Origin of the sequence: Streptomyces sp. 11-1-2, assembly GCF_003595545.1 — a bacterium.
Lineage (GTDB): Bacteria > Actinomycetota > Actinomycetes > Streptomycetales > Streptomycetaceae > Streptomyces > Streptomyces hygroscopicus_B.
The window spans coordinates 5,567,881-5,591,664 of record NZ_CP022545.1 but is presented as its reverse complement, the minus strand read 5'-3'; the positions used below and the strand labels follow the sequence as shown (position 1 = coordinate 5,591,664).

The window sequence follows — 23,784 nt, the reverse complement described above, 5'->3', positions numbered from 1 at the left end:
TCGTAGACCTCGGACAAGCAACGGCCGCGACACCGGCGGACGACGCCACGGCCCGCCAAGGGCCCTCCGAAAGGAACCCCCAATGAAGTCCCTGCTCTGGCTGGTCCTGACCCTCGCCGCCATCGTCAACGTCACCTCCAGCTTCGCCTTCAGCGGCACCGAGCAGATCGTCATCAGCGTCATCACGGGCCTCACCGTCATCGGTACCGCCACGGCCCTGTACATGACGCGCGACCGCCGAGCCGCCTGAGCCCTTGCGACGGCCGCTACGTCATCTCAGACATGGCCCTCAGATATGGCCCTCAGACATGGCCCGCCACCACGGGCTGTCCGGAGCGTCCACGGGAATGATCCTGGCCCTCGCCGTGATCTTGGCGTCGAGGGCCAGGACGAGCACACGCAGCTCGCGCGCGCTCTTCTTGGGCAGGGCGTGGAGCGCCGTCTCGAGGCAGTCGCGGAAGTACCCCGGATCGCAGCCACACTCGTAGATGCCGCACCGAGTCGCCCAAAACCCGTCGACCAGACATCTCAGACGGCCGTGGGCCAGGGCCCTCCAGTGCCAGAAGGCTTCCTCGATCGCCTCGGGCCAGAAGCGGGTGCGTTCGAGCCGACGCAGATCGGCCGCGCAGGAACCCGAGAGACGGTCGATCGGCGGATACCGCCGACGGCCCAGGACACGGACCGGGAGTTCGCCCCGCAGGGCTGATGGGCGCCTACGCGGCATGGCCCTTTCGGTTGCTGGTCATGGCGGTCAACGTACCGCCCACGAAGGGCGTTCGGCCAAGTGGTTTTCGGGCAGTGCGCTCCCGGGCCGGGAGGGAACTCCGCCGGGCGATACCTCGTTACGAGCGACGAGCGACGAGCGACGCGTCGTCAGTCACGAGCGAAACGAGACCCGCCCGCCGACGTTGAGTCGAGTGCGCTCCACGTCCCGTATGAGTCCGTTGAGTTGCCGAGTTCGCAGACCTGCCGTCACACCCACCGTCACGGAGGCTCGGAACCATGACCCGGAACCACCCGCACCCCTCCCGGCGCACCGTCCTCGGCGGCGGCGCCCTCGCCGCGTTCGCCTTGACCGCCGGCACCGCCCCGATCGCCCCGACCGCCCAGGCGGCATCGACCGGCCGAACCACCCCGACTGCCTTGACCGGCCCGGCCACCGCGTGGCCGAGCGAGTTCCCGCTGCCCGACGGCTTCCTCCCGGAGGGCATCACCATCGGCGCACGGCCGTACGCCTACATGGGCTCGCGCGCCAACGGCGCCGTCCGCCGCACCGACCTGCGCACCGGCGAGGGCGGGACGATCTACGCGGGAGCCGTCGGCACGGCGGCCATCGGCCTGAAGGTGGACCGCGACGGGCTGCTCTACATCGCGGGTGGCGCCGGTGGAACCGCCCGCGTGGTCGACGCCCGCACCGGCCGCCTCCTCACCACCCACCAACTGGCCGACACCACCGGCCACTTCATCAACGACGTCATCCTGCTCGGCGACCGCGCCTGGTTCACCGACTCACGTGACAGCGTCCTCTACGGGGTGCCGCGTGGCCGCCAAGGCGAGATCCGCCCCCTGCCACTGAGCGGCGACTGGGTGCAGACCCCCGATGTGAACAACGCCAACGGCATCGTCGCCACCCCCGACGGCCGTGGGCTGATCGTCGTCAGCAGCCGGCCCGGCAGGCTCTACCACGTGGACCTCGGCACCGGCCATGCCACCGAGCTCACCTTGCACGGCGCGAACGACGTCTCCGACGGAGACGGTCTCGTCCGCATCGGCCGCACGCTGTACGTCGTCCAGAACCGGCAGAACCGCATCAGCGTGTTCGCCCTCGACCGCGCCGCCCGCGCCGCCACCCTGCGCCGCACGATCACCGACCCCCGCTTCGACGTCCCCACCACCGCCGCCCGCTGGCACGACCGCCTGTACCTCGTCAACGCCCGCTTCACCAGCCCCCAGACCCCGGAGACCACCTTCAACGGCGTCGCGGTGCCCCTGTGACGCGCGGCAGCGTGGCGCCCTGCTCCACGCTCTTCCCCGGCGGCAGCGCCAGTCCGCTGGTGTCCATGAGCGCTGCCAGTTGCCGCGGGTCCAGGTGCCGAGCCAACGACGTGTCGCCGATGTTGCCCGGCATGAGTGCGTTGGCGGTGATGCCGTCGTCGGCCCATCGCTCGGAGGCACTCACGGCGAACAGGATGTTGGCGGTCTTCGCCTGCCCGTAGGAGGTCCACGGGTCGTAGGGGCGGAAGCGGTAGTCCAGGTCGTCCAAGACGACCGGTGAGAAGAGGTGCCCGAGAGAACTCACCGAGACCACGCGCGCCCCGTCCGCCGCCGCGGGCGCCTGGTGCAGGCCGACGGCGAGCGCGAAGTGGCCGAGGTGGTTGACGGAGAACTGCGTCTCCCGGCTGTCAGGGGTGCGGGTGCGCTCCGGAAAGGCGGTCGCGACACCTTCGGGTGGGGGCGAGTGCTGGAGCTGCTGAGCCTCAAGGTGAGGTGAGCGCGAGCTGGACGGCGCACAGAAGGGCGGGACCCAGCGAGTGGGGACCCGCCCTTCTTCGCCATCGTGGCAGGCGGCTTACTCGGGGTCTTTGATGTCGTCGTCGGGCAGGAGCTCCTGCGTGGACGGCGGGTCAATGCTGCTGGTGGGGTTGGTGCATCCGGGGACGCTGTCTTCGGGGGCGCAGTTGTCCGGGGTGTTGTCGATGACCTTGGTGTTGGTGAGCGTCACCTGACCGTTCGACTGGTTGTCGATGCCGCCGCCGGCGGTGATCGCCGTGTTACGGGTGACCAGGCTGTCGACCAGTGTGGCGGTGGCGGCGGCGGTGAAGTTCGAGAGGCCCGCGCCTCTCACCGCGATGTTGTCCTTGAGAGTAGTCGACTTCAGGTTCAGGGTGGAGGCGTTCACGTTGCGGATACCGCCACCGTTGATGGCGGTGTTGCCCCTGACCGATACGGACTCCAGGGACGCGGTGCCCAGGATGTTTTCCAAACCGCCACCATTGTCGGTGACCGCCCGGTTCTTGAGCAGGGACCCGCGTTTCATCGTCATTGTGCCGTTACCGTCGTTGACGACTCCGCCGCCGAAGCTGGCCGCGCGGTTGCGCTCGACGGTGGTGCGTTCGAGGTTGAGCTGTCCACCGTTGTTGGAGACGCCACCACCGGTGACTGCGAAATTGTCCTTGATGGCCGTGTCGTTCAGGTTCAGCGTGCCCTGCTCGTTCGCGACGCCGCCGCCAAAGTTGCTGCTGACGCCGCCGCTGACCGTGAGCGACTTCAGGGTGAGTGTGCCACCGGACACCACGTGGAAGATACGGAAGCTTTCCGTGGCCTCGGGATCGCGCCGGATGGTGCTGTTGTTGCCGGAGATGGTCACCTCCCCGGTGATCTCCGGAAGCCCATCGTCCGGGTTGTCGGGTGCGGTCAGTGTGTAGGTGCAGCGGGACGCGAGGGTGATGCGACCGCCGTTGGCGTTGGCCTGGTTGATCGCGTCCACCAGGCCGGGGATGTCGTTGCACCGCACGCGGATCTCTTCGGCGGCACTGGCCGACCCGGTCGGCAGGACCGCGAGGGAGAGTCCCGCACCGACCGCGACGGTCACGGCGCCGGACCGCAATACGTACTTCATCGTTACGCCTTCCTCAGGGCTGGAGTGAAGCGGCGCATCACCGGCACGCAGCGGCCATGCTGGGCCAGCCGGGATGGCGAGATGACGTGTCATTTGTAACCGCTCGTGTCCGCACCCTCACGTGGTGTACCGCCAAACGGCTCCCGACCCTTACGGACTCGCGTCCCATGCCACCGGCGGCATCACTTCCGGGCGTGCGTGGTGTGCCTCCGGCGCGGCCCACCACGTCCACTGGAGACGGAAGCCTTCGTGAATTGAAGCCGCGGCATCCGGCGCCCTGACCGGGTCGAGGTTTCTGTGGTGTCCGCGACGCCGGGGAAACACTTCCCGGTTGCGCGTGTAGTGACGTCCGGTGCCTGAGGCTGAGGCCATGACAGAGCTGGTTCATGGACCAGGCGGACCAGGAGTGTCGACGCCGTTCGGCGCCGGACGCGATCCTGCTTGGCTGGCCAGGCCATTGCCGAGGCACTGCGCTCAGGTGCCGCAGACCTCAGTTGAGACGGGCAATGTCGAAGGGCCCCACCGCGAACAGTGGGGCCCTTCGACATCGTGCCCGGTGAGGCACTGGCGGAGGATACGAGATTCGAACTCGTGAGGGGTTGCCCCCAACACGCTTTCCAAGCGTGCGCCCTAGGCCTCTAGGCGAATCCTCCGCGGAACACTCTACCCCACTTGGAGGGGTGCGCTGACACGGTCGGCGGTGCGTACGGCGTGCTCTGTGGGGCACGCCACTTTATCGGTCGGGGGATGGGCAATGTCCGGCGGAATCGAGATAAACCGGACGGGTTCTTGGCTGATGGCCGATGGGAGTGGCCTCGGGCTTACGTCCCGGTGGTCGTCGCCGGATGTGGGCTCGGGGGCGGGCGGATGGTTCGGTGCGGGCGTTTTCGGGGAAAAGTGCGGGTCGTCGGGCCGAACCGACCCCGCCGTCCATTCGGGGATTATGTCGGGGGATCGGGCCGGTGCGGGTTGGGGAATCCGATGCAGAAATGGGTATTCAGGATGTCTGTAAAGCGTGGGCTCTGTTGTATTCACTAGCGCCGTAAGGTGCGCCTCTGGTGCATTTACTAGCTTCGGGGATCAGCGCTCTCCTTTTGTTCACCTGCTTGTTGGTGTCTCGCCATGAATGGGCTGTACGCGCTAAAACCGTGGTTCGCCCGCCGATTGACCCTGCTCCGGCGATGGTTGATTCGGAGCGGCATCTCTCCGAATGCGGTCACCATTGCGGGAATATTCTGTGCAGGTGCTGCTGGGGCATCTTTTGCTGTGCTGTCCGCTCCCTGGACCGTAGTTCCCGTTGTGGTATTTCTGACGGCTCGGTTGGCCTGCGCGAATCTCGACGGCTCCATTGCCAGGGAAATCGGGAAACAGACCCGTCTGGGTTCGCTGCTGAATGAAATTGGTGATCGAGCGGCGGATCTCCTGGTGATTCTGGGATTTCTGCCGCACACATCGCCTTCGCTCGTGCTCGGTGCGCTGCTGGCCAGTTCGGCGCCGTCATGGATCTCCATCGCCGGGGCCGCGGCCGGGGTGCGGAGAATCAACGGCGGTCCGATGGGGAAGACCGAGCGCTGCCTCGTTATCGCGGTCGCCGCGGATCGTGACCACGATCCTCTGAGCGGTCGGCTGTGACCCCCTTCGCGGGTCCGCTTCCGCCGGAGATGGCGCGGGCCGTGCCGCTCCTCGCCGGGACGCTCACGGTGAGCGGCCTCGTCCTTCTCTTCGTCCGTAACGTCGAACTGCGCCGCCGCTGGCGGACCTGGTGCGTCACCGCAGTGATCGTGTGCGGGACGCTGGGCTTCGGCACACCTGGAGCCGCCCTGTTCGCGGCCGGGCTCGCGGTGGTGGGCTCCGCCGAGTACGTGCGCCTGGTGGGCCTGCGCCGCGCCGACGGCGCCGTACTGCTGGGTGCCGGGGTGCTCCTGCCCCTCATCGCCTGCTGCGACCCGGCGTGCTCACGCTGCCCATGGCCGGCGTCCTGCTCTGCGCCGCCGCGCTGCCGCCTCTGGTGGGCCAGGACGTGGCCCATGGCGCCGACCGCGCGGCCAGGACCACCTTCGGCCTCATCTGGCTGCCCGTTGCCCTCACCGGACCGGTGTCCCTGGGGGACCTCGCCATCGCGATCTGCGTCAGCGTGGTCTTCGCGGACGTGGGCGGCTGGTGCGGCGGGCGGGCACTGGGCCGCTCCGGACCCCTGAGCCGTCCGCTGTCCGCGCTCTCATCGGCCAAGACCTGGGGCGGAGTTGTGGGCTCCGCCGCCTTGTCCGGTCTGGCGCTGTGGGCCATGGACGCCTGGACCCCGTTGCTTTGGCTTGCCGTGCTGTGCGGTTGCGCACTGGGCGACCTGCTCGAATCCGTGATCAAACGAGGTGCCGGGGTCAAGGACGCGGGTCGTTGGCTGCCCGGTTTCGGGGGGCTCCTGGATCGCATCGACTCACTTCTCGTGACCCTTCTGCTGTTGGGAGCCACGCCATGACGAAGAACGAGGCAACCGGGTCCGGGTCGTCATTCATGGTGCGAAGCGATACGGAGGGCGATACGCGGCCCGAGGGCGATGCCCGGTCCGAGGGCGATACGCGGCCCGAGCGACTCGTCGACGGCGAAGCAGAGGCTCCCGGGCGGCGAGCGCGGGCCGCGTTCCGACTTCTGGTGGCGGCGTGGCTGCGCCGGCGGTTCTGGCGGACCGTCCTCTTCCTCACCGGTGGTCTCACGGTCAAGGGGAAGCTGCCGAAGGGCGGTTGTGTGGTGGTGGCCAACCACTCCTCGCACGCGGACACGGCAGTGCTCCTCGCCGCGCTCGGCGTCGCTCGTGCTCCCCGGGTGGCGGCAAGCCGCCGACTACTGGTTCCGGAAGCGTGTGCGCCGCCTTGGTGTGTTCGGTCCTGGCCGCCGCGTTTCCCGTACGCCGCCACGGTGGCGGTTACTCCGACCTCCAGGACATCGCCGGTCCCATGCTGCGTGCCGGACACGCGGTGGTCGATTTTCCCGAAGGCACCCGAGGAGAGGGCCGCGTGGGCCCGTTCCGGCGGGGTGCGGACGACCTGGCCGTCTCCAATGGTGTGCCCGTGGTGCCTGTCGCCCTGTCCGGCACCGCGGAACTGCTGCCCAAACGCGGACGGCTGCGTCCGCACGCCGTCCGGGTGCGGATCGGGCGGCCGCTGACGGACCCCGACGCCGACACCGCCCGCACGCGCCCTCTTCCACGCCGCGGGCGCCGCCGCTCTCGCCCTGCGCACCGGCGCCTCGCCGCACTGGGCCGCGCACTGGCTGCCCACCCTCGTGCTCAACGGCATCGGGGTCGGGCTGGCGCTCTCCACTCTCAACAGCGCCGCGGCGAAGGCACTGCCACCGGAGCGCTTCGGCGTCGGCACCGCCATCAACAACAGCTTCCGGTGGCTGGGCGCCGTGTCGGCGTCAGCCTGTTCGTGGCCGTCCTGGGGACGCCGACAAGCGCGACGATCCTGGGGGACTACCACCGGGTCTGGTGGGTGCTGGCCGTGATCCCTGTGATCAGCGCCAGGACGTACCTCGCCACCCATCGCGAGCCGGAGGCCGCCGGGTGACGCCGGAAGTCACCGGATGACGCCTGCCGGGGTTGCCCCACTGCCCCACTGGCCGTCGGCCGAATCCTGGCCGAAAACGGTCCACGACCGGAAGGGGCACCCGCGGAGTCGTTCGCACCCCGGCCCATCCGCTAAGGTGGGGCGCAGCCCCTCACGTGGCGCTATCTCACCGAACTCCCCCAGGGCCGGAAGGCAGCAAGGGTAAGTGGGCTCTGGTGGGTGCGTGGGGGGCGCTTTGTGTCTGCGGGGGGTGTGGGGACGCGGGTGTGGTCCGGTTGTCGGCGGTCCCCGATATCGTCGTAAGCGTGTCGTCCCTCGCGCTGTACCGCCGCTACCGCCCCGAGACCTTCGCGGAGGTCATCGGGCAGGAGCATGTCACCGGCCCGCTGCAGCAGGCGCTGCGCAACAACCGGGTCAACCACGCGTATCTCTTCAGCGGTCCCCGCGGGTGTGGCAAGACGACCAGTGCGCGCATCCTGGCCCGCTGTCTGAACTGTGAGAAGGGTCCCACTCCGGCGCCGTGCGGCGAATGCCAGTCGTGCCAGGACCTCGCGCGGAACGGACCGGGCTCGATCGATGTGATCGAGATCGACGCCGCGTCCCACGGTGGTGTGGACGACGCCCGTGAGCTGAGGGAGAAGGCGTTCTTCGGGCCCGCGTCGAGTCGTTACAAGATCTACATCATCGATGAGGCCCATATGGTCACCTCGGCGGGGTTCAACGCCCTGCTGAAGGTGGTCGAGGAGCCCCCGGAGCACCTCAAGTTCATCTTCGCGACCACCGAGCCGGAGAAGGTCATCGGCACGATCCGGTCGCGTACGCACCACTATCCGTTCCGGCTCGTGCCGCCCGGGACGCTCCGCGAGTATCTGGGCGAGGTCTGCGGGCGCGAGGCGATCCCGGTCGAGGACGGGGTGCTGCCGCTGGTGGTGCGGGCCGGGGCCGGGTCGGTGCGGGATTCGATGTCGGTGATGGACCAGCTCCTCGCGGGCGCGGCCGACGACGGTGTGACCTATGCCATGGCCACCTCGCTGCTCGGTTATACGGACGGCTCGCTGCTCGACTCGATCGTGGACGCCTTCGCGGCGACCGACGGGGCGGCGGCGTTCGAGGTCGTCAACCGCGTGATCGAGGGGGGCAACGACCCCCGGCGCTTCGTCGCCGATCTGCTGGAGCGGCTGCGCGATCTGGTGATCCTCGCCGCCGTGCCGGACGCCGGGGAGAAGGGGCTCATCGACGCCCCGGCCGATGTGGTGGAGCGGATGCAGGCGCAGGCGTCGGTCTTTGGCGGCGCCGAGCTGAGCCGTGCGGCGGACCTGGTCAATGAGGGCCTTACGGAGATGCGCGGCGCCACCTCGCCGCGGCTGCAGCTCGAGCTGATCTGCGCCCGGGTGCTGCTGCCCGCCGCCTTCGACGACGAGCGGTCGGTGCGGTCACGGCTGGAGAGGCTGGAGCGCGGGGCCCTCGCGGGCGGCCTGGGCGGCGGAGCCGGTGCTGGTGGCGGTGGCGTCGCTGGGGTGGCGGGGCCCGGGCCCGCCATGGGGTACGTACCGGGGCCCGACGCTCACGCTCCGGCCGCGCCCCCCGCCGCCGGTCCGTCCGGTCCGGCCGCCGCGCGTGCGGCGATGGCCGGGGGAGGGGCCGGCCAGGAGCAGTCCCCAGGAGGGCCGGGCGGTGCCGAGGCCCCCGGCGGGTGGCCCGCGGGTGCGCGGCCTGCCGCGGACAGCGGTCCGGGCGGCGCCGGAGACGGAGGACAGCAGGCCGGTGCCCCGGCCGCGCCCGTGGAGGGCGGCGGTGGGCAGCGGCCCGGATCATGGCCGTCGGGCGCCCAATCCGCTGCGGTGGAGGGCGGCGGACCGCGGCCCGGAGCCTGGCCCACCGCCTCGGCGCCTGGTTCCGGTGCGTCCGGTGCGGGCGGGTCGTCTGGTGCGTCCGGGTCGTCTGGTGCTTCTGATGTCGGCGGTGCGTCTGGTGGTGGCGGTGCGTCCGGGGGTGCCTCTGGTGGTGGGGCGCCCGCTCGGCAGCCCGGTGGCTGGCCGACGGCCACCGCGCCGGGGCAGGGCGGCGGCCCACCTGCGCAGACGCCCGCGGCGCCCGCCACGCCGACCGCGCCTTCCGGGCCGACCTCGCCTCCCGCGTCCGGTGCGCCCTCCGCACCCTCCGCACCCGCGCAGGGCGCACCGAGCATGGCGCAGGGTGCCGTGCAGGTGCGGCAGATGTGGCCGGACATCCTGGAGGCGGTCAAGAACCGCCGTCGCTTCACCTGGATCCTGCTGAGCCAGAACGCGACGGTTTCCGGCTTCGACGGCACCACCCTCCAGCTCGGCTTCTCCAACGCGGGCGCGCGTGACAGCTTCGTGAGCGGCGGCAGCGAGGACGTCCTGCGGCAGGCGCTCCAGGACGCCATCGGCGTGCAGTGGCGGATCGAGGCGATCGTCGACCCCTCGGGCGGCACTGGACAGCAGGGCGTCGGTCCGGGCGGCCTCGGTGGTCCGGGCGGTTCCGGCGGCTTCGGCGGAGGCGGTGGCGCCACCGGCGGCGGCTTCGGCGGTGGTGGCGGCTTCGGTGGCGGGAGCGGCCCCGGTGGGGGCGGCCCGGGCGGCGGCGGCCAGTCCGCCGCGCCACGGCAGTCCGCGCCCCGGCCCGCGCCCGCCTCCCCGCCCCCGGCCGCCCCCGCCGCGCCGTCCGGAGCCGCGGACGCGGGCCCGCCCCCCGAGGCGGCGGCGTACCGGGAGCCCGAGCCTCCGCGGGTCGCGCTGGAGGACGACATGCCGGCCGAGGACGACCCGGACCTGGACGACACCGCGCTGAGCGGGCACGACCTGATCGTTCGCGAGCTCGGTGCCACGGTGATCGAAGAGATCGTCAACGAGTAGGAGGCGTAGGCCCCGCACCCATGCCCTATGTAGCCGTGTCTCCTCCGTACGGCGTAGAGCAGGGCGCTCGGGGAGCACGTAGGCTCGGGCTATCGAAGAGAACGACTGTCGAGCGCCAGGAGCGAAGCCGTGATCCCCGGTGGTGGCCAGCCGAATATGCAGCAGTTGCTGCAGCAGGCTCAGAAGATGCAGCAGGACCTCGCCGCGGCCCAGGAGGAGCTGGCCCGGACTCATGTCGAGGGTTCCGCGGGCGGTGGCCTGGTGAAGGCGACCGTGACCGGTTCCGGTGAGTTGCAGGGCCTGGTCATCGATCCCAAGGCCGTGGATCCTGAGGACACGGAGACCCTCGCGGATCTGGTCGTCGCGGCTGTCCGTGACGCCAACAACGCCGCGCAGGAGCTCCAGCAGCAGAAGCTCGGCCCGCTCGCCCAGGGGCTGGGCGGTATGCCCGGGCTCCCGTTCTGATCCTCGGGTCCTTCGGGTCTCCTGGGTCCTTCGGGTCTCCTGGGGTCGGGTCTCCTGGGTCCCTCGGGTCCCCCGGTCCCCGGGATTCCGGATCCTCGGTTCCTTGGGTTTTCGGGTCGCCGGGCTCTCCAATCTCATAGGGTTCCGTAATTCCACCGGGTCCCCAGGGCTCCCCGGGGCTCCTCGGGGACCACCCGGCTCCCCGGGCCCGGCCGCAGGACCACGGCGGCCCCGGCAGTGAGGGTGCGGCGCAACCGAATATTCATATGCAGTACAGCCACCGCGCGGCGGCGCGAGATTGGATGAAGGCGTGTACGAGGGCGTGGTCCAGGACCTTATCGACGAGTTGGGCAGGCTGCCCGGCGTCGGTCCCAAGAGCGCGCAGCGGATCGCCTTCCACATCCTGCAGTCCGAGCCCACCGACGTCCGCCGCCTCGCGCATGCGTTGACCCAGGTCAAGGAGAAGGTGCGGTTCTGTGCGGTCTGCGGGAACGTCGCCGAGGCCGAGCAGTGCCGCGTCTGCCAGGACCCCCGCCGCGACCCTGCGATCATCTGCGTGGTCGAGGAACCGAAGGACGTCGTCGCGATCGAGCGGACGCGTGAGTTCCGGGGCCGCTATCACGTGCTCGGCGGGGCGATCAGCCCCATCGAGGGCGTGGGCCCGGACGATCTGCGGATCAGGGAGCTGCTGGGGCGGCTCGCGGACGGGGCGGTCACGGAGCTCATCCTGGCCACCGATCCGAATCTGGAGGGCGAAGCCACCGCCACGTACCTCGCGCGCATGATCAAGCCCATGGGTTTGAAGGTCACTCGCCTGGCCAGCGGCCTCCCTGTCGGTGGAGACCTGGAGTACGCCGACGAGGTCACGCTGGGTCGTGCCTTCGAAGGGAGAAGACTTCTCGATGTCTGACGCAACGCTGCACGACGCCCACCCGGACCCGGACGACTTCGCGGTCCAGATCTCCGACCAGATCGAGAGCTTCATCGTCGCGGTCACCGAAGTCGCCAAGGGGGATGAGCCGGACAGCGCTGTGCCGTTTCTGCTCCTCGAGCTGTCCCAGCTGATCCTCGCGGGCGGCCGGCTCGGCGCGCACGAGGACTTCGTTCCGGACGAGCGGTACGAACCGGACGTCGGCCCGGAGCCGGACGTCGACGAGCTGCGTGAGCGCTTCGCCCAGCTGCTGGAGCCGGTGGACATCTACTCGGAGGTCTTCGACCCGTACGTGCCGCGCAGCCAGCCCGTCGCCTGCCGGATCTCCGACGATCTGGCCGGGATCATCACCGATCTGCGGCACGGGATGGCGCACTACCGCGAGGGCCGGATCAGCGAGGCGCTGTGGTGGTGGCAGTTCTCGTATCTCTCCAACTGGGGGACGACCGCCTCGGCGGCCCTGCGCGCGCTGCAGTCGCTGGTCGCGCACGTACGGCTGGACAGCCCGCTGGACGAGCTGGACGGCCTGGACACGGACAGCAACGCGGGCGGTGACGAGGAGCTCGCGGAGGAGGCCGGCCGGGTCATGGCGGCGGAGATCGCGGGGCCGCTCGGCCTGCACTCGGGGCCGCGCTGAGGCGTGCCCGGGACGGCCGCTCGGGGCCGCGCCGAGGCGCGCCCGGGGCGGCCGACGGGAAGATCCGAAACGGCCCGCGGGGGCGACCCACGACCCGCAGCGACCCGTCCGAGCCTGTGAGCTGGGTTACGTTCCCGTGTGCTTCGGCGGCGAGCGGGAAGGGTTCGTCGCTGAGCGGGTGGGAGGGATGCGGGGAATCTCGCGGACGCATGGACGTATGCGTCGTGTGATGTCTCCTGCCTCCTTGCCCTCCTTGATCACTTTGTGAGGCATTCGTCTCGCTATGTGATATTAGGAGGGCAAATTCCGGCCGCTCGTTAAACTGAGCCGACCGCATTATTGAGAGCTGCGAGGAGCGCACGTGGGCCTTGTCGTGCAGAAGTACGGAGGCTCCTCCGTTGCCGATGCCGAAGGCATCAAGCGGGTCGCCAAGCGAATCGTGGAAGCCAAGAAGAACGGCCACCAGGTGGTCGTCGTGGTCTCCGCGATGGGCGACACGACGGACGAGCTGATCGATCTCGCCGAGCAGGTATCCCCGATTCCTACTGGGCGCGAGTTCGACATGCTGCTGACCGCGGGAGAGCGGATCTCCATGGCCTTGCTGGCGATGGCGATCAAAAACCTCGGTCACGAGGCGCTGTCGTTCACCGGCAGCCAGGCGGGAGTCATCACCGACGCGGTCCACAACAAAGCACGGATCATCGACGTCACGCCGGGCCGCATCCGTGACGCGCTCGAGCTCGGCGCGGTCGCGATCGTCGCGGGCTTCCAGGGCGTGTCCCAGAAGAGCAAGGACATCACCACCCTCGGCCGGGGCGGTTCGGACACCACCGCGGTCGCGCTGGCCGCGGCCCTGGACGCCGAGGTGTGCGAGATCTACACCGATGTGGACGGCGTGTTCACCGCCGATCCGCGCGTGGTGAAGAAGGCTCGCAAGATCAACGAGATTCCGTACGAGGACATGCTGGAGCTCGCCGCGAGCGGTTCCAAGGTGTTGCACCTGCGCTGCGTGGAGTACGCGCGCCGGTACAACATCCCCATCCACGTACGGTCGTCTTTCTCCGGCCACCAGGGCACCTGGGTGCGCAACCGGCCGGAAGCGGGAGAAGGAGAAGAAGGCATGGAGCAGGCGATCATCTCCGGGGTCGCGCACGACACGTCCGAGGCCAAGGTCACGGTCGTCGGGGTGCCGGACAAGCCGGGTGAGGCCGCGGCCATCTTCCGCACCATCTCCGACGCCGAGATCAACATCGACATGGTGGTGCAGAACGTCTCCGCCGCGTCGACCGGGCTGACCGACATCTCCTTCACGCTGCCGAAGACGGACGGCCACCGGGCGATGGAGGCGCTGACCAAGGCGAAGTCGCTGATCGGCTTCGACTCGCTGCGCTACGACGACCAGATCGCCAAGATCTCCCTGATCGGTGCCGGAATGCGCACCAATCCGGGGGTCACCGCGACCTTCTTCGAGGCGCTGTCGAACTCCGGGGTCAACATCGAGCTGATCTCGACCTCCGAGATTCGCATCTCGGTCGTCACCCGCGCCGACGATGTGAAGGACGCGGTGGTGGCCGTGCACAGCGCCTTCGGCCTGGACAGCGACAGCGATGAAGCGGTGGTTTACGGAGGGACTGGCCGATGATCGGTCATGGCGGTGCCGCCGGGGGCGACAAGCCCACCCTCGCGGTCGTCGGTGCCACCGGCGCCGTCGGCACCGTCATGCTCTCGATACTCTCGGAGCGCGCCGACATCTGGGGCGAGATCCGGCTGATCGCCTCGCCTCGCTCGGCCGGCCGGAAGCTGACCGTCCGGGGTGAGCAGGTCGAGGTCATCGCGCTGAGCGAGGAGGCGTTCGAGGGCGTCGACGTCGCGATGTTCGACGTACCGGACGAGATCTCGGCGCGGTGGGGGCCCATCGCGGCGAGCAAGGGCGCGGTGGCCGTCGACAACTCCGGCGCGTTCCGGATGGACTCCGATGTCCCCCTGGTGGTGCCGGAGGTGAACGCGCACGCGGCCCGTGTCCGCCCGCGCGGCATCATCGCCAACCCCAACTGCACCACCCTGTCGATGATCGTCGCGATGGGCGCGCTGCACGCCGAGTTCGGGCTGAGCGAGCTGATCGTCTCCTCGTACCAGGCGGTCTCCGGCGCGGGCAAGGAAGGCATCGACGCCCTGCGCGAGCAGCTCGCGCTGGTCGCGGGTACGGAGTTGGGCACCCATCCCGGGGACGTACGGCGGGCGGTGGGCGACACCGGGCCGTTCCCGGCGCCGATGGCGCTCAATGTGGTGCCGTTCGCCGGGTCGCTCAAGGAGGACGGCTGGTCCTCCGAGGAGCTCAAGGTGCGCAACGAGTCCCGGAAGATTCTGGGGCTGCCGGAGTTGAGGGTCACCGCGACCTGTGTCCGGGTGCCCGTGATCACCACCCATTCGCTGGCCGTGCACGCGCGGTTCGAGAACGAGGTGACGGTCGAGGCGGCGCACGAGATCCTGGCGGGCGCCCCCGGTGTGGTGCTGTGCGACAACCCGGCGGAGGGCGAATTCCCCACCCCCGCCGACGCCGTGGGCACCGACCCGACCTGGGTGGGCCGGGTGCGGCGGTCGCTGGACGACCCGAGGGCGCTGGAGCTGTTCGTCTGCGGCGACAACCTGCGCAAGGGCGCGGCGCTGAACACCGCGCAGATCGCGGAGGTCGTCGCGGCGGAGCTGGCGGGCGGGGCCGCCGCGAGGTGAGAGGGCCGCAGGGCCGTCACGTCACCACCAAGTAGGACCCGCCCCGAAGCAGGACCCACCATGAAGTGGGCCCCGCTGCCGGGCGACGATCCGTGGTCAAGTGAGGGGCCCGGACCGCCCTAAGGTGAGCGGCCGTCTTAAAGTGACGTTTCACCAGTGCGTCGACCGGCAGATGTGAATATCCTGTGCGCATGTCACTGGCCTGGACCAGCTGAGCTGGGCCGTTGATCTGATCGGTGTATTCGCTCCCCGCCCGCCGCAACCGGCAGTGGGCGGGGAGCGTCTTTCCAGCCGCCCCGCAGTGGGCGCAGGGATAACTGGGGCATTGGGGAAGAATTGATGCGCATGGGGGCATTGAACGCATCGTCAAAAGCGGTGCCTCGCGCGTACAACCCTGACAGGGGGCGGCGTGTCCAACAGGCGTGGCAGAGGTATTCGGCATCGCAACGGTTCCAGGGCGCGGCGGCGCGGCGGTACGCCCCCCGCGTACGCCAGGTGGCATGCCGGTGATCGCGCCATGGCCGACGGCCCGCCCCGCGCACATCACAACAGGGCGCGAGGACACTGACGACGCGATGGCAGCGGGCACCACAGTCGATCACCTCACCGAGACCTACCGCGCCCATTACCGGTCGCTGCTCGGTCTCGCCGCGCTCCTTCTCGACGACACCGCGTCCTGCGAGGATGTCGTGCAGGAAGCGTTCATCCGTGTGCACTCGGCGCGCAAGAGAGTCCGGGATCCCGAGAAGACCCTTGCCTATCTGCGGCAGACGGTCGTCAATCTCTCCCGCTCCGCGCTGCGTCGGCGCATCCTCGGGCTGAAGCTGCTCTCCAAGCCGATGCCCGATATGGCCAGTGCCGAGGAGGGGGCGTACGAACAGCTTGAACGCGATCAACTGATCAAGGCGATGAGGGGACTTCAGCGCCGTCAGCGCGAGGTTCTCGTGCTGCGCTACTTCGCCGATATGACCGAGGCCCAGGTGGCCGAGACCCTGGGCATATCGCTCGGCTCGGTCAAGGCGTACGGCTCGCGCGGCATCGCGGCGCTCCGCGTCGCCATGGAGGCTCCGGCATGAACCACATCACACATACGCCGGACCCGGAGGACCCCGGGCGGCGGACGGGCCATGAGCCCGAATCCCGAGAACCAGTGGAGTCCACGGAGCCGATGGAATCGGTAGAGCCGACGGATTCCACGGAGGCCGGTGAGTCCGCGGGGTCTGCGGGGCCTGCGGGGTCCACGGGAGCCGAGGAGTCCGGCGGGTCCGCGGAGGCCGGTGAGTCCGGCGGGTCCGGCGGGTCCGCGGGGTCTGCGGAGGCCGGTGAGTCCGCGGAGTCTGCGGAGTCCGCAGGGGCTGCGGGAGCCGGGGAGTCCGCAGGGACTCGTGAGTCCACCAGGCCCGCAGGGGCCAGGAAGTCCGCTGCGTCCGGGCAGGGGCGGGTGACGCCCCTCCGCATTCAGCTCGACGGCGGCGGGCCCGGCGGTGAGGACGAGGAGGCGCTGCGGCGGCTGCTGCACCGCGCCGTCGACGATCTCGAACCGTCCTCCGACTCCCTCGACCATCTGCGGCGCGCCGTGCCCGCCCGCCGTGCGCGGCGGCGCCAGGCCCTGGTCGGGGCCGCGGCCGCGGTCGTGCTCGGCTGCGCGGCCGTACCGGCGCTGGTGCACGTCGCGACCACCAGCAACGGCGCGGACGACCGCCCGGCCAATGCCGCCAGCAGCCACCGCACCCCTGAGACCAGCGGCGGCCGGCACGGCGAGGGCAGTGGCGGCAAGGGCTCCGACGGGCCCGCCGACACGGTCGAGCAGGACAAGGGCGACAAGGACAAGGACAAGGGGAAGGACAAGCCGCCGAAGGGCGAGGAGGAGGGCGGCCCCGGCGGCACCGCCCCCGACCCCTCCAACACGCTGAACGCCACCTCCCCCACCTGCAGCCGTGCCCAGCTCACCAGCGGTGGCGCCGGATCGGTCGGAGCGGCCGACGCCGAGGGGCGGGTCTACGGCTCGTTCCGCATCGCGAACGTCTCGGACAGCGCCTGCACGGTCGAGGGCAGCGGCTCGGTGGGCGCGAGCGCCCAGGGCGGTGCGGACGCCTCGCGGATCCTCGTCGTCGACCATACGGCGGGGGACGCGGCGGCAGGGCTGCCCGACCCCTCCCTCCAGCCGGGCACGCTCATCCTCAAGCCCGGCCAGGCGTACGAGGTCAAGTTCGCCTGGATCCCGACGGCGGGCGGCGGCACCAGCGGCTGCTCCACCACCGGCACACCGACCCCCGATCCGTCCACGGACCCGGGCCAGGACGGGCCGCAGGACAACCCCAGCACGGGTGAGCCGGGCGGCGGCGGTGAGCCGCAGGACGCGAGCGTCCTGGTCAGCCACACACCGGAGGCGGGCGACCCGGCCGCGGCGAGTGTGACGATCGGTGGCGCCTGCGCCGGAACGATCTACCGCACCGGTCTGCTGGCGTCCCTCTAGATCTGCTGGCGTCCCTCTGGGGCAGTGGGGCAGAGGCCGTCTGGGGAACCTCCCCCGGGAGGCCGCTGCGGCGCTCCCGACGCTCCGCGGCGGGATCCCGGGGCCGGCGCGCGGGGGTCTGCGGGACGGCCCCGCCGCCGGGACCCCGGCGCGAAGCCCGTACCGTGGTGGTGTGTATCGGTTTCTGCTGACACCCCGCTGGTGGGTGATCAACGTGTTCACCCTGCTGGCGATCCCGGTCTGCCTCTTCATGGGCAGCTGGCAGCTCAGCCGCTTCGAGACGCGCGTCGACACGCATAACCAGCAGCAGGACGACGCGTCCCGCGAGCGGAAGGCCGCGGCCCGGCCGCTGAGCGACCTGCTGCCGGTCACCGCGAAGACCTCCGGGGAGCGGGCGACCGCCACCGGCCGATACGACACCACACATCAACTCCTCGTGCCCGACAGGCGGCTGGACGGCCGCGACGGCTTCTACGTGCTGACCCTGCTCCGCGTGGACGCGGACGGGGACGCCGGCGGAGGCAAGGGCGTGGCCGACGGCAAGGACGGAGCGGGGGCCAAGGACGGAGCCCGGGCCAAGGCGCTGCCCGTCGTCCGTGGCTGGCTCCCCGGCGACGCCGACGATCCGGCGGTCGCCGCCAAGGTGCCCGCACCCCCCTCCGGTGAGGTGACCGTCACAGGGGCCCTCCAGGCGTCCGAGCACCAGGGCGGCGACGGGGTGAGTGCGGCCGGGGGCCTCCCTCACGGTCAGCTGGGCATGATCAGCGCCGCCTCCCTGGTCAACCTGGTGCCGTATCAGGTCTACGACGCCTGGGTGACCTCCTCCCAGGCTCCCGGGGCCCTGAAGCCGGTGCCCCCCACGGCGGCGGAGGGCACCGGGCTCGACATCAAGGCGTTCCAGAACCTGGGCTACACCGGTGAGTGGTTCGTCTTCGCGGGCTTCGTGATCTTCATGTGGTTCCGGCTGTTCCGCCGCGAGGCCGAGACGGCCCGCGATCTGGCCCTCGGCATCACACCGCCCGAGCCGACGGCTCCGACGGCGCCGGGTGCGGACCGGACTCCAGATGACGCCGAGCGAACTCGATCTCCAAGCGCAACTGCTTGATCCGCTCCTCGACGACCAGCGAGCCGTGCCCCGCGTCATAGCGGTAGACCTCATGCGGGGTGCCGCGCTGCTCGAGCCGCTCCACATAGTTGTCGATCTGCCGTATGGGGCACCGGGGGTCGTTCAGCCCCGCCGAGATGTAGACCGGCGCCCGCACCTGATCCACATAGGTCAGCGGGGACGACGCCTCGAACCGCTCCGGCACCTCCTCCGGGGTGCCGCCCAGCAGGGTGCGGTCCATCGCCTTCAGGGCCTCCATCTCGTCGTGGTAGGCCGTCACATAGTCCGCGACCGGGACCGCGGCCAGCCCCAGCGCCCAGGAATCCGGCTGCGTCCCGATCCCCAGCAGCGTCAGATAGCCGCCCCAGGAACCGCCGGCCAGCACCAGCCGCTCGGGGTCGGCGAGCCCGGAAGCCACCGCCCACTCCCGCACGGCCGCGATGTCCTCCAGCTCGATCAGCCCGACCCGGTGCTTGAGCGCGTCGGTCCACGCCCGCCCGTAACCGGTCGAGCCGCGGTAGTTGACCCGCACCACGGCGAAGCCGTGGTCCACCCAGGCCGCGGGGCCCGCCGCGAAGGCGTCGCTGTCATGCCAGGTCGGCCCGCCGTGGATGTCGAAGACCGTCGGGAAGGGGCCCTCGCCCGCGGGCTTCTGCACCAGCGCGTGCACCCGCCCGCCGGGGCCGTCCACCCACGCGTCGGTGACCCGCACCGACTCCGGGGCCGCGAAACCGGGCGGGTCCAGCACCGTCCGTCCGCTCGTCGACCGTACCTGGGGCGGCTTCTCGGCCGACGACCACAGGAACTCCACCGTGCCGTCCGGCCGCGCCGTGGCGCCCGAGATCGTCCCCGCCGGGGTCTCCAGGCGGGTCAGCTCGCCGGAGCCGAGGTCGTACCGCATCAGCTCGCTGCGCGCCTGATGGCTGTGCTCGACCAGCAGCGCCGATCCGTCCGGAAACCAGTCCGCCCCGACGTCGCCGGGCAGATCGATTGCCAGCGCGGTCTCCACACCGGTCACCGGATCCCACACCATGGGCTCCCACCGGCCGCGCCGCTGGTGCCCGACCAGCAGCCGGGTGTCCCCCTCGACGGGCGCGAAGCCCATCACGGACAGGCCCAGCTCCTCGGTGCCGCCCTTGGTGTCGTCCAGCTCCGCGACGGCCGTCCCGTCCAGCCGCAGGACCCGGATCGCCGAGTGCATCGCGTCGCCGTGCTCGGTGTGCTCGATCGCGATCAGCGTCCCGTCATGGGAGAGATCGCCCACTCCGGCGGACTCGCGATGCCGGTAGATCTCCTCGGGCTCGCCGCCCGGCCGCACCACATGGATGGTCGAGCCATCCTCGTCGGTGGACCGCCCCACGACCGCCGTGCCGTCACGGCCCAGCGCGAGCCCCGCCGGATAGGAGGGGTCCAGGCCGGGGGCCGCGGGCTCGTCGGCCGGGCGCTCGTCCCCCTCGCCGCCGCTGAACGGCTGACGCAGCCACACTCCGAACTCATCGCCATCGGTGTCCGAGAACCACCAGATCCACCGGCCGTCCGGCGACAACACCCCGTCCGTCGTCCCGTTCGGCCGGTCCGTGACCTGCCGCTGCGCACCGGTCGCCCGATCCCATGCGTACAGCTCGTATGTGCCCGTGGCGTTCGAGACGAACAGTGAGTGGTCCGGGGCTTCTTTCGCCCAGTCGGGCAGCCCCACTCGCGGCGCCCGGAAGCGCTTTTCCCAGTCCGGCATGGACTCCGTGCTCTCAGTCATGCTCACCATTCTGCGCCGCATCCCGACATGCGCGCTGGCGTCGCCCCGCGCCTGTGGATAACGTTCCCGGCGGGATGGACGGGGGCCGTACACCGAGGGGGAGCTGATGGCCGACATAGCCGCGACAGTGGAGACATACTGGGCAACGGCCCAGGCCAGGGACTGGCGGGCGTTCGGTGCCACGCTCGCCGACGACGTCCGCTACGAACTGCCGCAGACCCGCGAGCGGGTGCTCGGCCGGGACGGTGTGGTCCGCTTCAACGCCGAGTACCTGGGCGAGTGGAGTCTGGAGGTCGAGCGCGTCATCGCCGACGGCGAACAGGCCGTCTCCTGGGTGCGCTTCAGCGAGGACGAGGAGGAGACACAGGCGATCAGCTTCTTCACCGTTTCGGCGGACGGCCGGATCCAGACCATCACCGACTTCTGGCCGACGCCGTACGAGCCCCCGCGTGAGCGCGAGCAAATGGTCGAGCGCTTCTGAGTGCTTCTGGACGCTTCGGGCTGCTCGTGGGTGATGCCGGGCAGCAGCTTGAACTACTTCCGTCCAGCGCCCGTCCGTAGCTCCTCCGTGCGCGATTCCGCCCCTTCCCCCGGGTTACACCCCTCCGGTCCCCACCCCTCCGGCCCCACTTCTCCGACCCCAGCCCCTGCCCCTCCCGTTCACCCCTTCCCCTCCCCGGGCTCCGCTACCTCAGCAGCACCGGCAGCTCGTCCACGCCATAGACGATGGAGAGCTTCCGGAAGGAGAGCTTCTCCGCCGGTACGGCGAGTCGCATCTCCGGGAACCGCCGTATGAGCGCGGGATAGGCGGCCCGGAGTTCCATCTTGGCCAGCTCGGCGCCGATGCAGCGGTGGATGCCGTATCCGAAGGCCAGATGCGAGGGGGCCTGCCGGTGCGGATCGACCCGCTCCATGTCCGGGCCCAGCTTCTCGTCGCGGTTGGCCCCGCTCAGTGAGCACAGCACCAGATCGCCGGCGGAAATCCGCGTGCCCGCGATCTCCATGTCCTCGCGGGCGAACCGCGGGAAGGCCACCTGTACCACCGTGAGATAGCGCAGCAGCTCCTCCACGAACGGGTCCACGACATCGTCGTGATCACGTATGGCGGCGAAGTGCTCGGGGGCCTGGAGCAGCACCAGCGTGCCCAGCGCCAGCATGCTCGCGGTCGTCTCCAGACCGCCGGTCAGCACCCCGTCGGCGAGCCCGGCCAGCTCCTGGTCGTCGAGTTCATCGCCGTGCTCCTTCACCAGCATGCCGAGCAGCCCGTCGCCGGGCGTCTCACGCTGCTTGCGGACGATCCCGTGCAGATAGGAAAGGGAGTCCGACATCGCGCCGAGGGAGGCGTTCGCCCCGCTGAAGAGATCGAACCGCGCGGTGCTGTGGCGCTGGAAGTCATCGCGGTCCTCGTACGGCACCCCGAGCAGCTCGCAGATGACCAGCGCGGGAATGGGCAGGGCGAACGCCTCAACGAGATCCACCGGGCCCTCGGCCGCCGCCATCTCATCGAGGCGCTCTTCCACGATGGAGTGGATGAGCGGGGTGAGCCTGCTGAGCCGCCGCATGGTGAATTCGGGCGTCAGCAGGCGTCGCAGTCTCGTATGCGTCGGTGGATCGCTGAAGCCGAGACCTCCCGGATTCTGCTGCGGGGCGACGCCGATGTTCCGTTCCGCGAGGTTGGTGAAATCGGAGCTGAACCCCTTCGCCTTTCCGAGCACCGCCTTGGACTCGTCATATCCAGTGACAAGCCAGGCATTGATGCCGAAAGGTAGCCATATCTTACTGATGGGTTCTTTTGTCCTGGTTCGGGACAGATCGGCAATGGGGTCGAGTCCATCGCGCCTCAGCGGCGCCAGCGTGGCGTCCGGGAGGAACGACATCTTGGACAAGTCGAAGCCATTCTTCTGGATTCTCGAAAAGTACTTGCGGCCCAGCCAAGAGACGATGTTTGAGCGGAGATTCGACATGGGCGCAATACTGCCCTGCCATGGCCGGCCGGCCATGCTCCGGTGCCGGACGTGCCCCGGTGTGATGCGCCACAGCGCAGGTGCTCCCCGCTCGGGCGGGCGCGCCGGTGGGCATCAAGGTGGCGCCGACCGCGAAATCAGAGGAAAGTGGAGATATCGGGCAGGAAGCGCGAGCGATGACGGCTGCCTGCGGGACGCCTGTGGCGCCCCCAGGGACATGAGTGAGGTGAGCGGCCTTGCGGGAGAGGTTCCGTGCTGTCCAGGGCGCACCGTGCTGGGTGAGTCTCATGGCAGCGGATCTGGACCGCGCGCACACCTTCTACGGAGAGCTCTTCGGCTGGGGCTTCCGCCCCACCCGGCAGGGCCACGGCCGTTACACCATCGCGTACACAGAGGGCGGCGTACCGACCGTCGGCATCGGCGCCTCGTCCCCGTCGGCGGGGGTGACCCTCCCGGTCATCTGGACCACGTACTTCGCGGCGGACAGCGCGGACGAGGTGGCCTCGCGCGTCCAGGAGCGCGGTGGCACGGTCGCGGTCGGGCCGCTGGAGTTCGGCAGCGGCCGGGTGGCCTGGGCGGCCGACCCGGACGGGGCCAACTTCGGCATCTGGGAGGGCGATCTGACCTCCGCCTGGTGGGGCGAGCGCAGACCGGGCGCGCCCGTATGGCTGGAGCTGCGCACCCGCGACGCCTTCGAGGCGGCGCTCTTCTACGGGCAGGTCTTCGGCTGGGACAGCCAGGAGCGCGGGCGCTGCGACGTCCGCTTCGAACATGACCGGGTGGTCCTCCATATCGACGGTAAGGCGGTCGCGGGGCTGCGCGGCGGCGCCATCGAGGCCGCCCCGGACCCGAACGTCCGGCCCCGCTGGCGGGTCTACTTCTGCGTGAAGGACGTCGACGAGGTCGCCGAACGCGCCGCGGAGCTCGGCGGCGGCATCCTCTCCTCGCCGGCCGACACCCCCTATGGGCGCGTCGCGACGCTGCGCGACCCGGAGGGCGGGATCTTCAACGTGGCGGCGGTCAGGAAAGAACCCGCCGACGGGTGATTCCGCCTCCGTGGCGTGCGGCTGAGGAACTGGGCCTCGACGGTCGGAGGTGGTGCCGCCTACGATCGGAGATACGGCATCGCGTGTCGGTCACCGGCTGGGTGAGGCATGGAGGTGCCCGTGAGATTGCCTTACGGAGGCATTCCACAGTGTCTGTCGAGTTGAATCACACGATCGTCCATTCTCTGGACAACCGCGAATCCGCAGAATTCTTGGCGAACATCCTTGGCCTCGAGGTGGGACAAGAGTGGGGCCCGTTCGTTCCGCTGGACACGAGTAACGGCGTCACCCTCGACTTCGCCACCATTCCTGGTGAGTCGATCGTCATGCAGCATTACGCGTTCCTCATCTCGGACGAGGAGTTCGACGCGGCTTTCGAGCGGATCCGGCAGCAGGGGGTCACGTACTACGCCGATCCCCATCTGAAGCAGCCGGGCGAGATCAACCACCACTACGGCGGGCGCGGGCTGTACTTCTTGGACCCGGCCGGTCATGGCATGGAGATCATCACTCGCCCGTACGGCAACGAGGAGTAGCCCGGGGCGGCCCTGGAACATGGGCCCTGAACCGGGCAGACCCTGAACCACGAGCGGGCCGGGGCGCACGCGCCCCGGCCCGC

General features: G+C 70.1%; 21 protein-coding genes, 1 tRNA gene, 1 other RNA gene and 2 pseudogenes. 19 read left to right on the top strand and 6 right to left on the bottom strand.

What is annotated here, in order from left to right; genetic code table 11:
* The first annotated feature begins 82 nt into the window (after positions 1 to 82).
* Positions 83 to 250: a hypothetical protein gene (locus tag CGL27_RS50145; protein WP_162953052.1), complete on the top strand. Its 168-nt coding sequence runs from the start codon at positions 83 to 85 to the stop codon at positions 248 to 250.
* A gap of 39 nt (positions 251 to 289) precedes the next feature.
* Here CGL27_RS50145 and CGL27_RS23490 read toward each other — a convergent pair whose 3' ends face one another.
* A complete protein-coding gene (locus CGL27_RS23490; RefSeq protein ID WP_078642293.1) occupies positions 290 to 724 on the bottom strand; it encodes a hypothetical protein in 435 nt (144 codons plus the stop codon).
* A 278-nt stretch (positions 725 to 1,002) separates the two neighbouring features.
* Between CGL27_RS23490 and CGL27_RS23485 the strand changes: the two genes are divergently transcribed.
* The gene (locus CGL27_RS23485) at positions 1,003 to 1,995 is read left to right on the top strand and encodes a superoxide dismutase (RefSeq protein ID WP_119989798.1); all 993 of its coding nucleotides are present in this window, start codon (positions 1,003 to 1,005) and stop codon (positions 1,993 to 1,995) included.
* A gap of 94 nt (positions 1,996 to 2,089) precedes the next feature.
* On the opposite strand, the pseudogene CGL27_RS52200 reads toward CGL27_RS23485, so the two are convergent.
* From CGL27_RS52200 to CGL27_RS23470, 3 genes and pseudogenes are all read right to left on the bottom strand, one after another.
* A pseudogene (locus CGL27_RS52200) lies at positions 2,090 to 2,416 on the bottom strand (oxidoreductase); the annotation flags it as partial.
* Positions 2,417 to 2,569: 153 nt separating this feature from the next.
* On the bottom strand, positions 2,570 to 3,712 hold the full coding sequence (locus CGL27_RS23475; protein WP_162953051.1) for a hypothetical protein: 1,143 nt from the start codon (positions 3,710 to 3,712) through the stop codon (positions 2,570 to 2,572).
* A 472-nt stretch (positions 3,713 to 4,184) separates the two neighbouring features.
* Positions 4,185 to 4,272, bottom strand: a tRNA-Ser gene (locus tag CGL27_RS23470).
* 469 nt (positions 4,273 to 4,741) lie between these two features.
* Between CGL27_RS23470 and CGL27_RS23465 the strand changes: the two genes are divergently transcribed.
* The 14 genes and pseudogenes from CGL27_RS23465 to CGL27_RS23405 all read left to right on the top strand — a co-directional run bounded on the left by CGL27_RS23465 (position 4,742) and on the right by CGL27_RS23405 (position 18,402).
* Positions 4,742 to 5,251 carry a CDP-alcohol phosphatidyltransferase family protein gene (locus CGL27_RS23465; protein WP_119989794.1) on the top strand — a complete coding sequence of 170 codons (510 nt, stop codon included), beginning with the start codon at positions 4,742 to 4,744 and terminating at the stop codon, positions 5,249 to 5,251.
* A 319-nt stretch (positions 5,252 to 5,570) separates the two neighbouring features.
* A complete protein-coding gene (locus CGL27_RS51045; RefSeq protein WP_276147877.1) occupies positions 5,571 to 6,095 on the top strand; it encodes a phosphatidate cytidylyltransferase in 525 nt (174 codons plus the stop codon).
* Between the two features lie 181 nt (positions 6,096 to 6,276).
* A pseudogene (locus CGL27_RS53555) lies at positions 6,277 to 6,645 on the top strand (hypothetical protein); the annotation flags it as partial.
* A 366-nt stretch (positions 6,646 to 7,011) separates the two neighbouring features.
* Positions 7,012 to 7,182 (top strand): hypothetical protein, encoded by a 171-nt coding sequence (locus CGL27_RS52190; protein ID WP_240451084.1) that lies wholly within the window; start codon positions 7,012 to 7,014, stop codon positions 7,180 to 7,182.
* 142 nt (positions 7,183 to 7,324) lie between these two features.
* Positions 7,325 to 7,423, top strand: an RNA gene (gene ffs / locus CGL27_RS23450) — signal recognition particle sRNA small type.
* A gap of 64 nt (positions 7,424 to 7,487) precedes the next feature.
* The gene (locus tag CGL27_RS23445; protein ID WP_119994518.1) at positions 7,488 to 10,058 is read left to right on the top strand and encodes a DNA polymerase III subunit gamma and tau; all 2,571 of its coding nucleotides are present in this window, start codon (positions 7,488 to 7,490) and stop codon (positions 10,056 to 10,058) included.
* A gap of 129 nt (positions 10,059 to 10,187) precedes the next feature.
* Positions 10,188 to 10,523, top strand: a complete 336-nt coding sequence (locus CGL27_RS23440; protein ID WP_014061795.1) for a YbaB/EbfC family nucleoid-associated protein — start codon at positions 10,188 to 10,190, stop codon at positions 10,521 to 10,523.
* Positions 10,524 to 10,833: 310 nt separating this feature from the next.
* Positions 10,834 to 11,433 carry a recombination mediator RecR gene (gene recR / locus CGL27_RS23435; RefSeq protein ID WP_119989792.1) on the top strand — a complete coding sequence of 200 codons (600 nt, stop codon included), beginning with the start codon at positions 10,834 to 10,836 and terminating at the stop codon, positions 11,431 to 11,433.
* Positions 11,426 to 12,091, top strand: a complete 666-nt coding sequence (locus CGL27_RS23430) for a DUF5063 domain-containing protein (protein ID WP_078642288.1) — start codon at positions 11,426 to 11,428, stop codon at positions 12,089 to 12,091. The genes recR and CGL27_RS23430 overlap by 8 nt, the downstream gene beginning before the upstream one ends.
* Before the next feature lie 361 nt (positions 12,092 to 12,452).
* On the top strand, positions 12,453 to 13,733 hold the full coding sequence (locus CGL27_RS23425) for an aspartate kinase (RefSeq protein ID WP_078642287.1): 1,281 nt from the start codon (positions 12,453 to 12,455) through the stop codon (positions 13,731 to 13,733).
* Positions 13,730 to 14,821, top strand: a complete 1,092-nt coding sequence (locus CGL27_RS23420; protein ID WP_119989790.1) for an aspartate-semialdehyde dehydrogenase — start codon at positions 13,730 to 13,732, stop codon at positions 14,819 to 14,821. The genes CGL27_RS23425 and CGL27_RS23420 overlap by 4 nt, the downstream gene beginning before the upstream one ends.
* 500 nt (positions 14,822 to 15,321) lie before the next feature.
* Complete coding sequence (locus CGL27_RS23415; protein WP_030829843.1) at positions 15,322 to 15,897, top strand: SigE family RNA polymerase sigma factor; 576 nt, start codon at positions 15,322 to 15,324, stop codon at positions 15,895 to 15,897.
* A gap of 365 nt (positions 15,898 to 16,262) precedes the next feature.
* Positions 16,263 to 17,297, top strand: a complete 1,035-nt coding sequence (locus CGL27_RS23410; RefSeq protein WP_240450609.1) for a hypothetical protein — start codon at positions 16,263 to 16,265, stop codon at positions 17,295 to 17,297.
* Between the two features lie 172 nt (positions 17,298 to 17,469).
* Positions 17,470 to 18,402 carry an SURF1 family protein gene (locus CGL27_RS23405; protein ID WP_119989786.1) on the top strand — a complete coding sequence of 311 codons (933 nt, stop codon included), beginning with the start codon at positions 17,470 to 17,472 and terminating at the stop codon, positions 18,400 to 18,402.
* Here the strand turns inward: CGL27_RS23405 and CGL27_RS23400 are convergent.
* Positions 18,308 to 20,134: a prolyl oligopeptidase family serine peptidase gene (locus tag CGL27_RS23400; protein WP_119989784.1), complete on the bottom strand. Its 1,827-nt coding sequence runs from the start codon at positions 20,132 to 20,134 to the stop codon at positions 18,308 to 18,310. The two genes, CGL27_RS23405 and CGL27_RS23400, sit on opposite strands and share 95 nt — an antisense overlap.
* Before the next feature lie 127 nt (positions 20,135 to 20,261).
* Here CGL27_RS23400 and CGL27_RS23395 point away from each other — a divergent pair, with 127 nt between their 5' ends.
* Positions 20,262 to 20,636: a nuclear transport factor 2 family protein gene (locus CGL27_RS23395; RefSeq protein WP_119989782.1), complete on the top strand. Its 375-nt coding sequence runs from the start codon at positions 20,262 to 20,264 to the stop codon at positions 20,634 to 20,636.
* A 205-nt stretch (positions 20,637 to 20,841) separates the two neighbouring features.
* On the opposite strand, the gene CGL27_RS23390 is transcribed toward CGL27_RS23395, so the two are convergent.
* Complete coding sequence (locus CGL27_RS23390) at positions 20,842 to 22,119, bottom strand: cytochrome P450 (RefSeq protein ID WP_078642282.1); 1,278 nt, start codon at positions 22,117 to 22,119, stop codon at positions 20,842 to 20,844.
* A gap of 287 nt (positions 22,120 to 22,406) precedes the next feature.
* Here CGL27_RS23390 and CGL27_RS23385 point away from each other — a divergent pair, with 287 nt between their 5' ends.
* Together CGL27_RS23385 and CGL27_RS23380 are read left to right on the top strand one after the other, a co-directional pair.
* Positions 22,407 to 23,165, top strand: a complete 759-nt coding sequence (locus tag CGL27_RS23385) for a VOC family protein (protein ID WP_119989780.1) — start codon at positions 22,407 to 22,409, stop codon at positions 23,163 to 23,165.
* A 149-nt stretch (positions 23,166 to 23,314) separates the two neighbouring features.
* Positions 23,315 to 23,701 carry a VOC family protein gene (locus CGL27_RS23380; protein WP_078642280.1) on the top strand — a complete coding sequence of 129 codons (387 nt, stop codon included), beginning with the start codon at positions 23,315 to 23,317 and terminating at the stop codon, positions 23,699 to 23,701.
* The last annotated feature ends 83 nt before the right edge of the window (positions 23,702 to 23,784 follow it).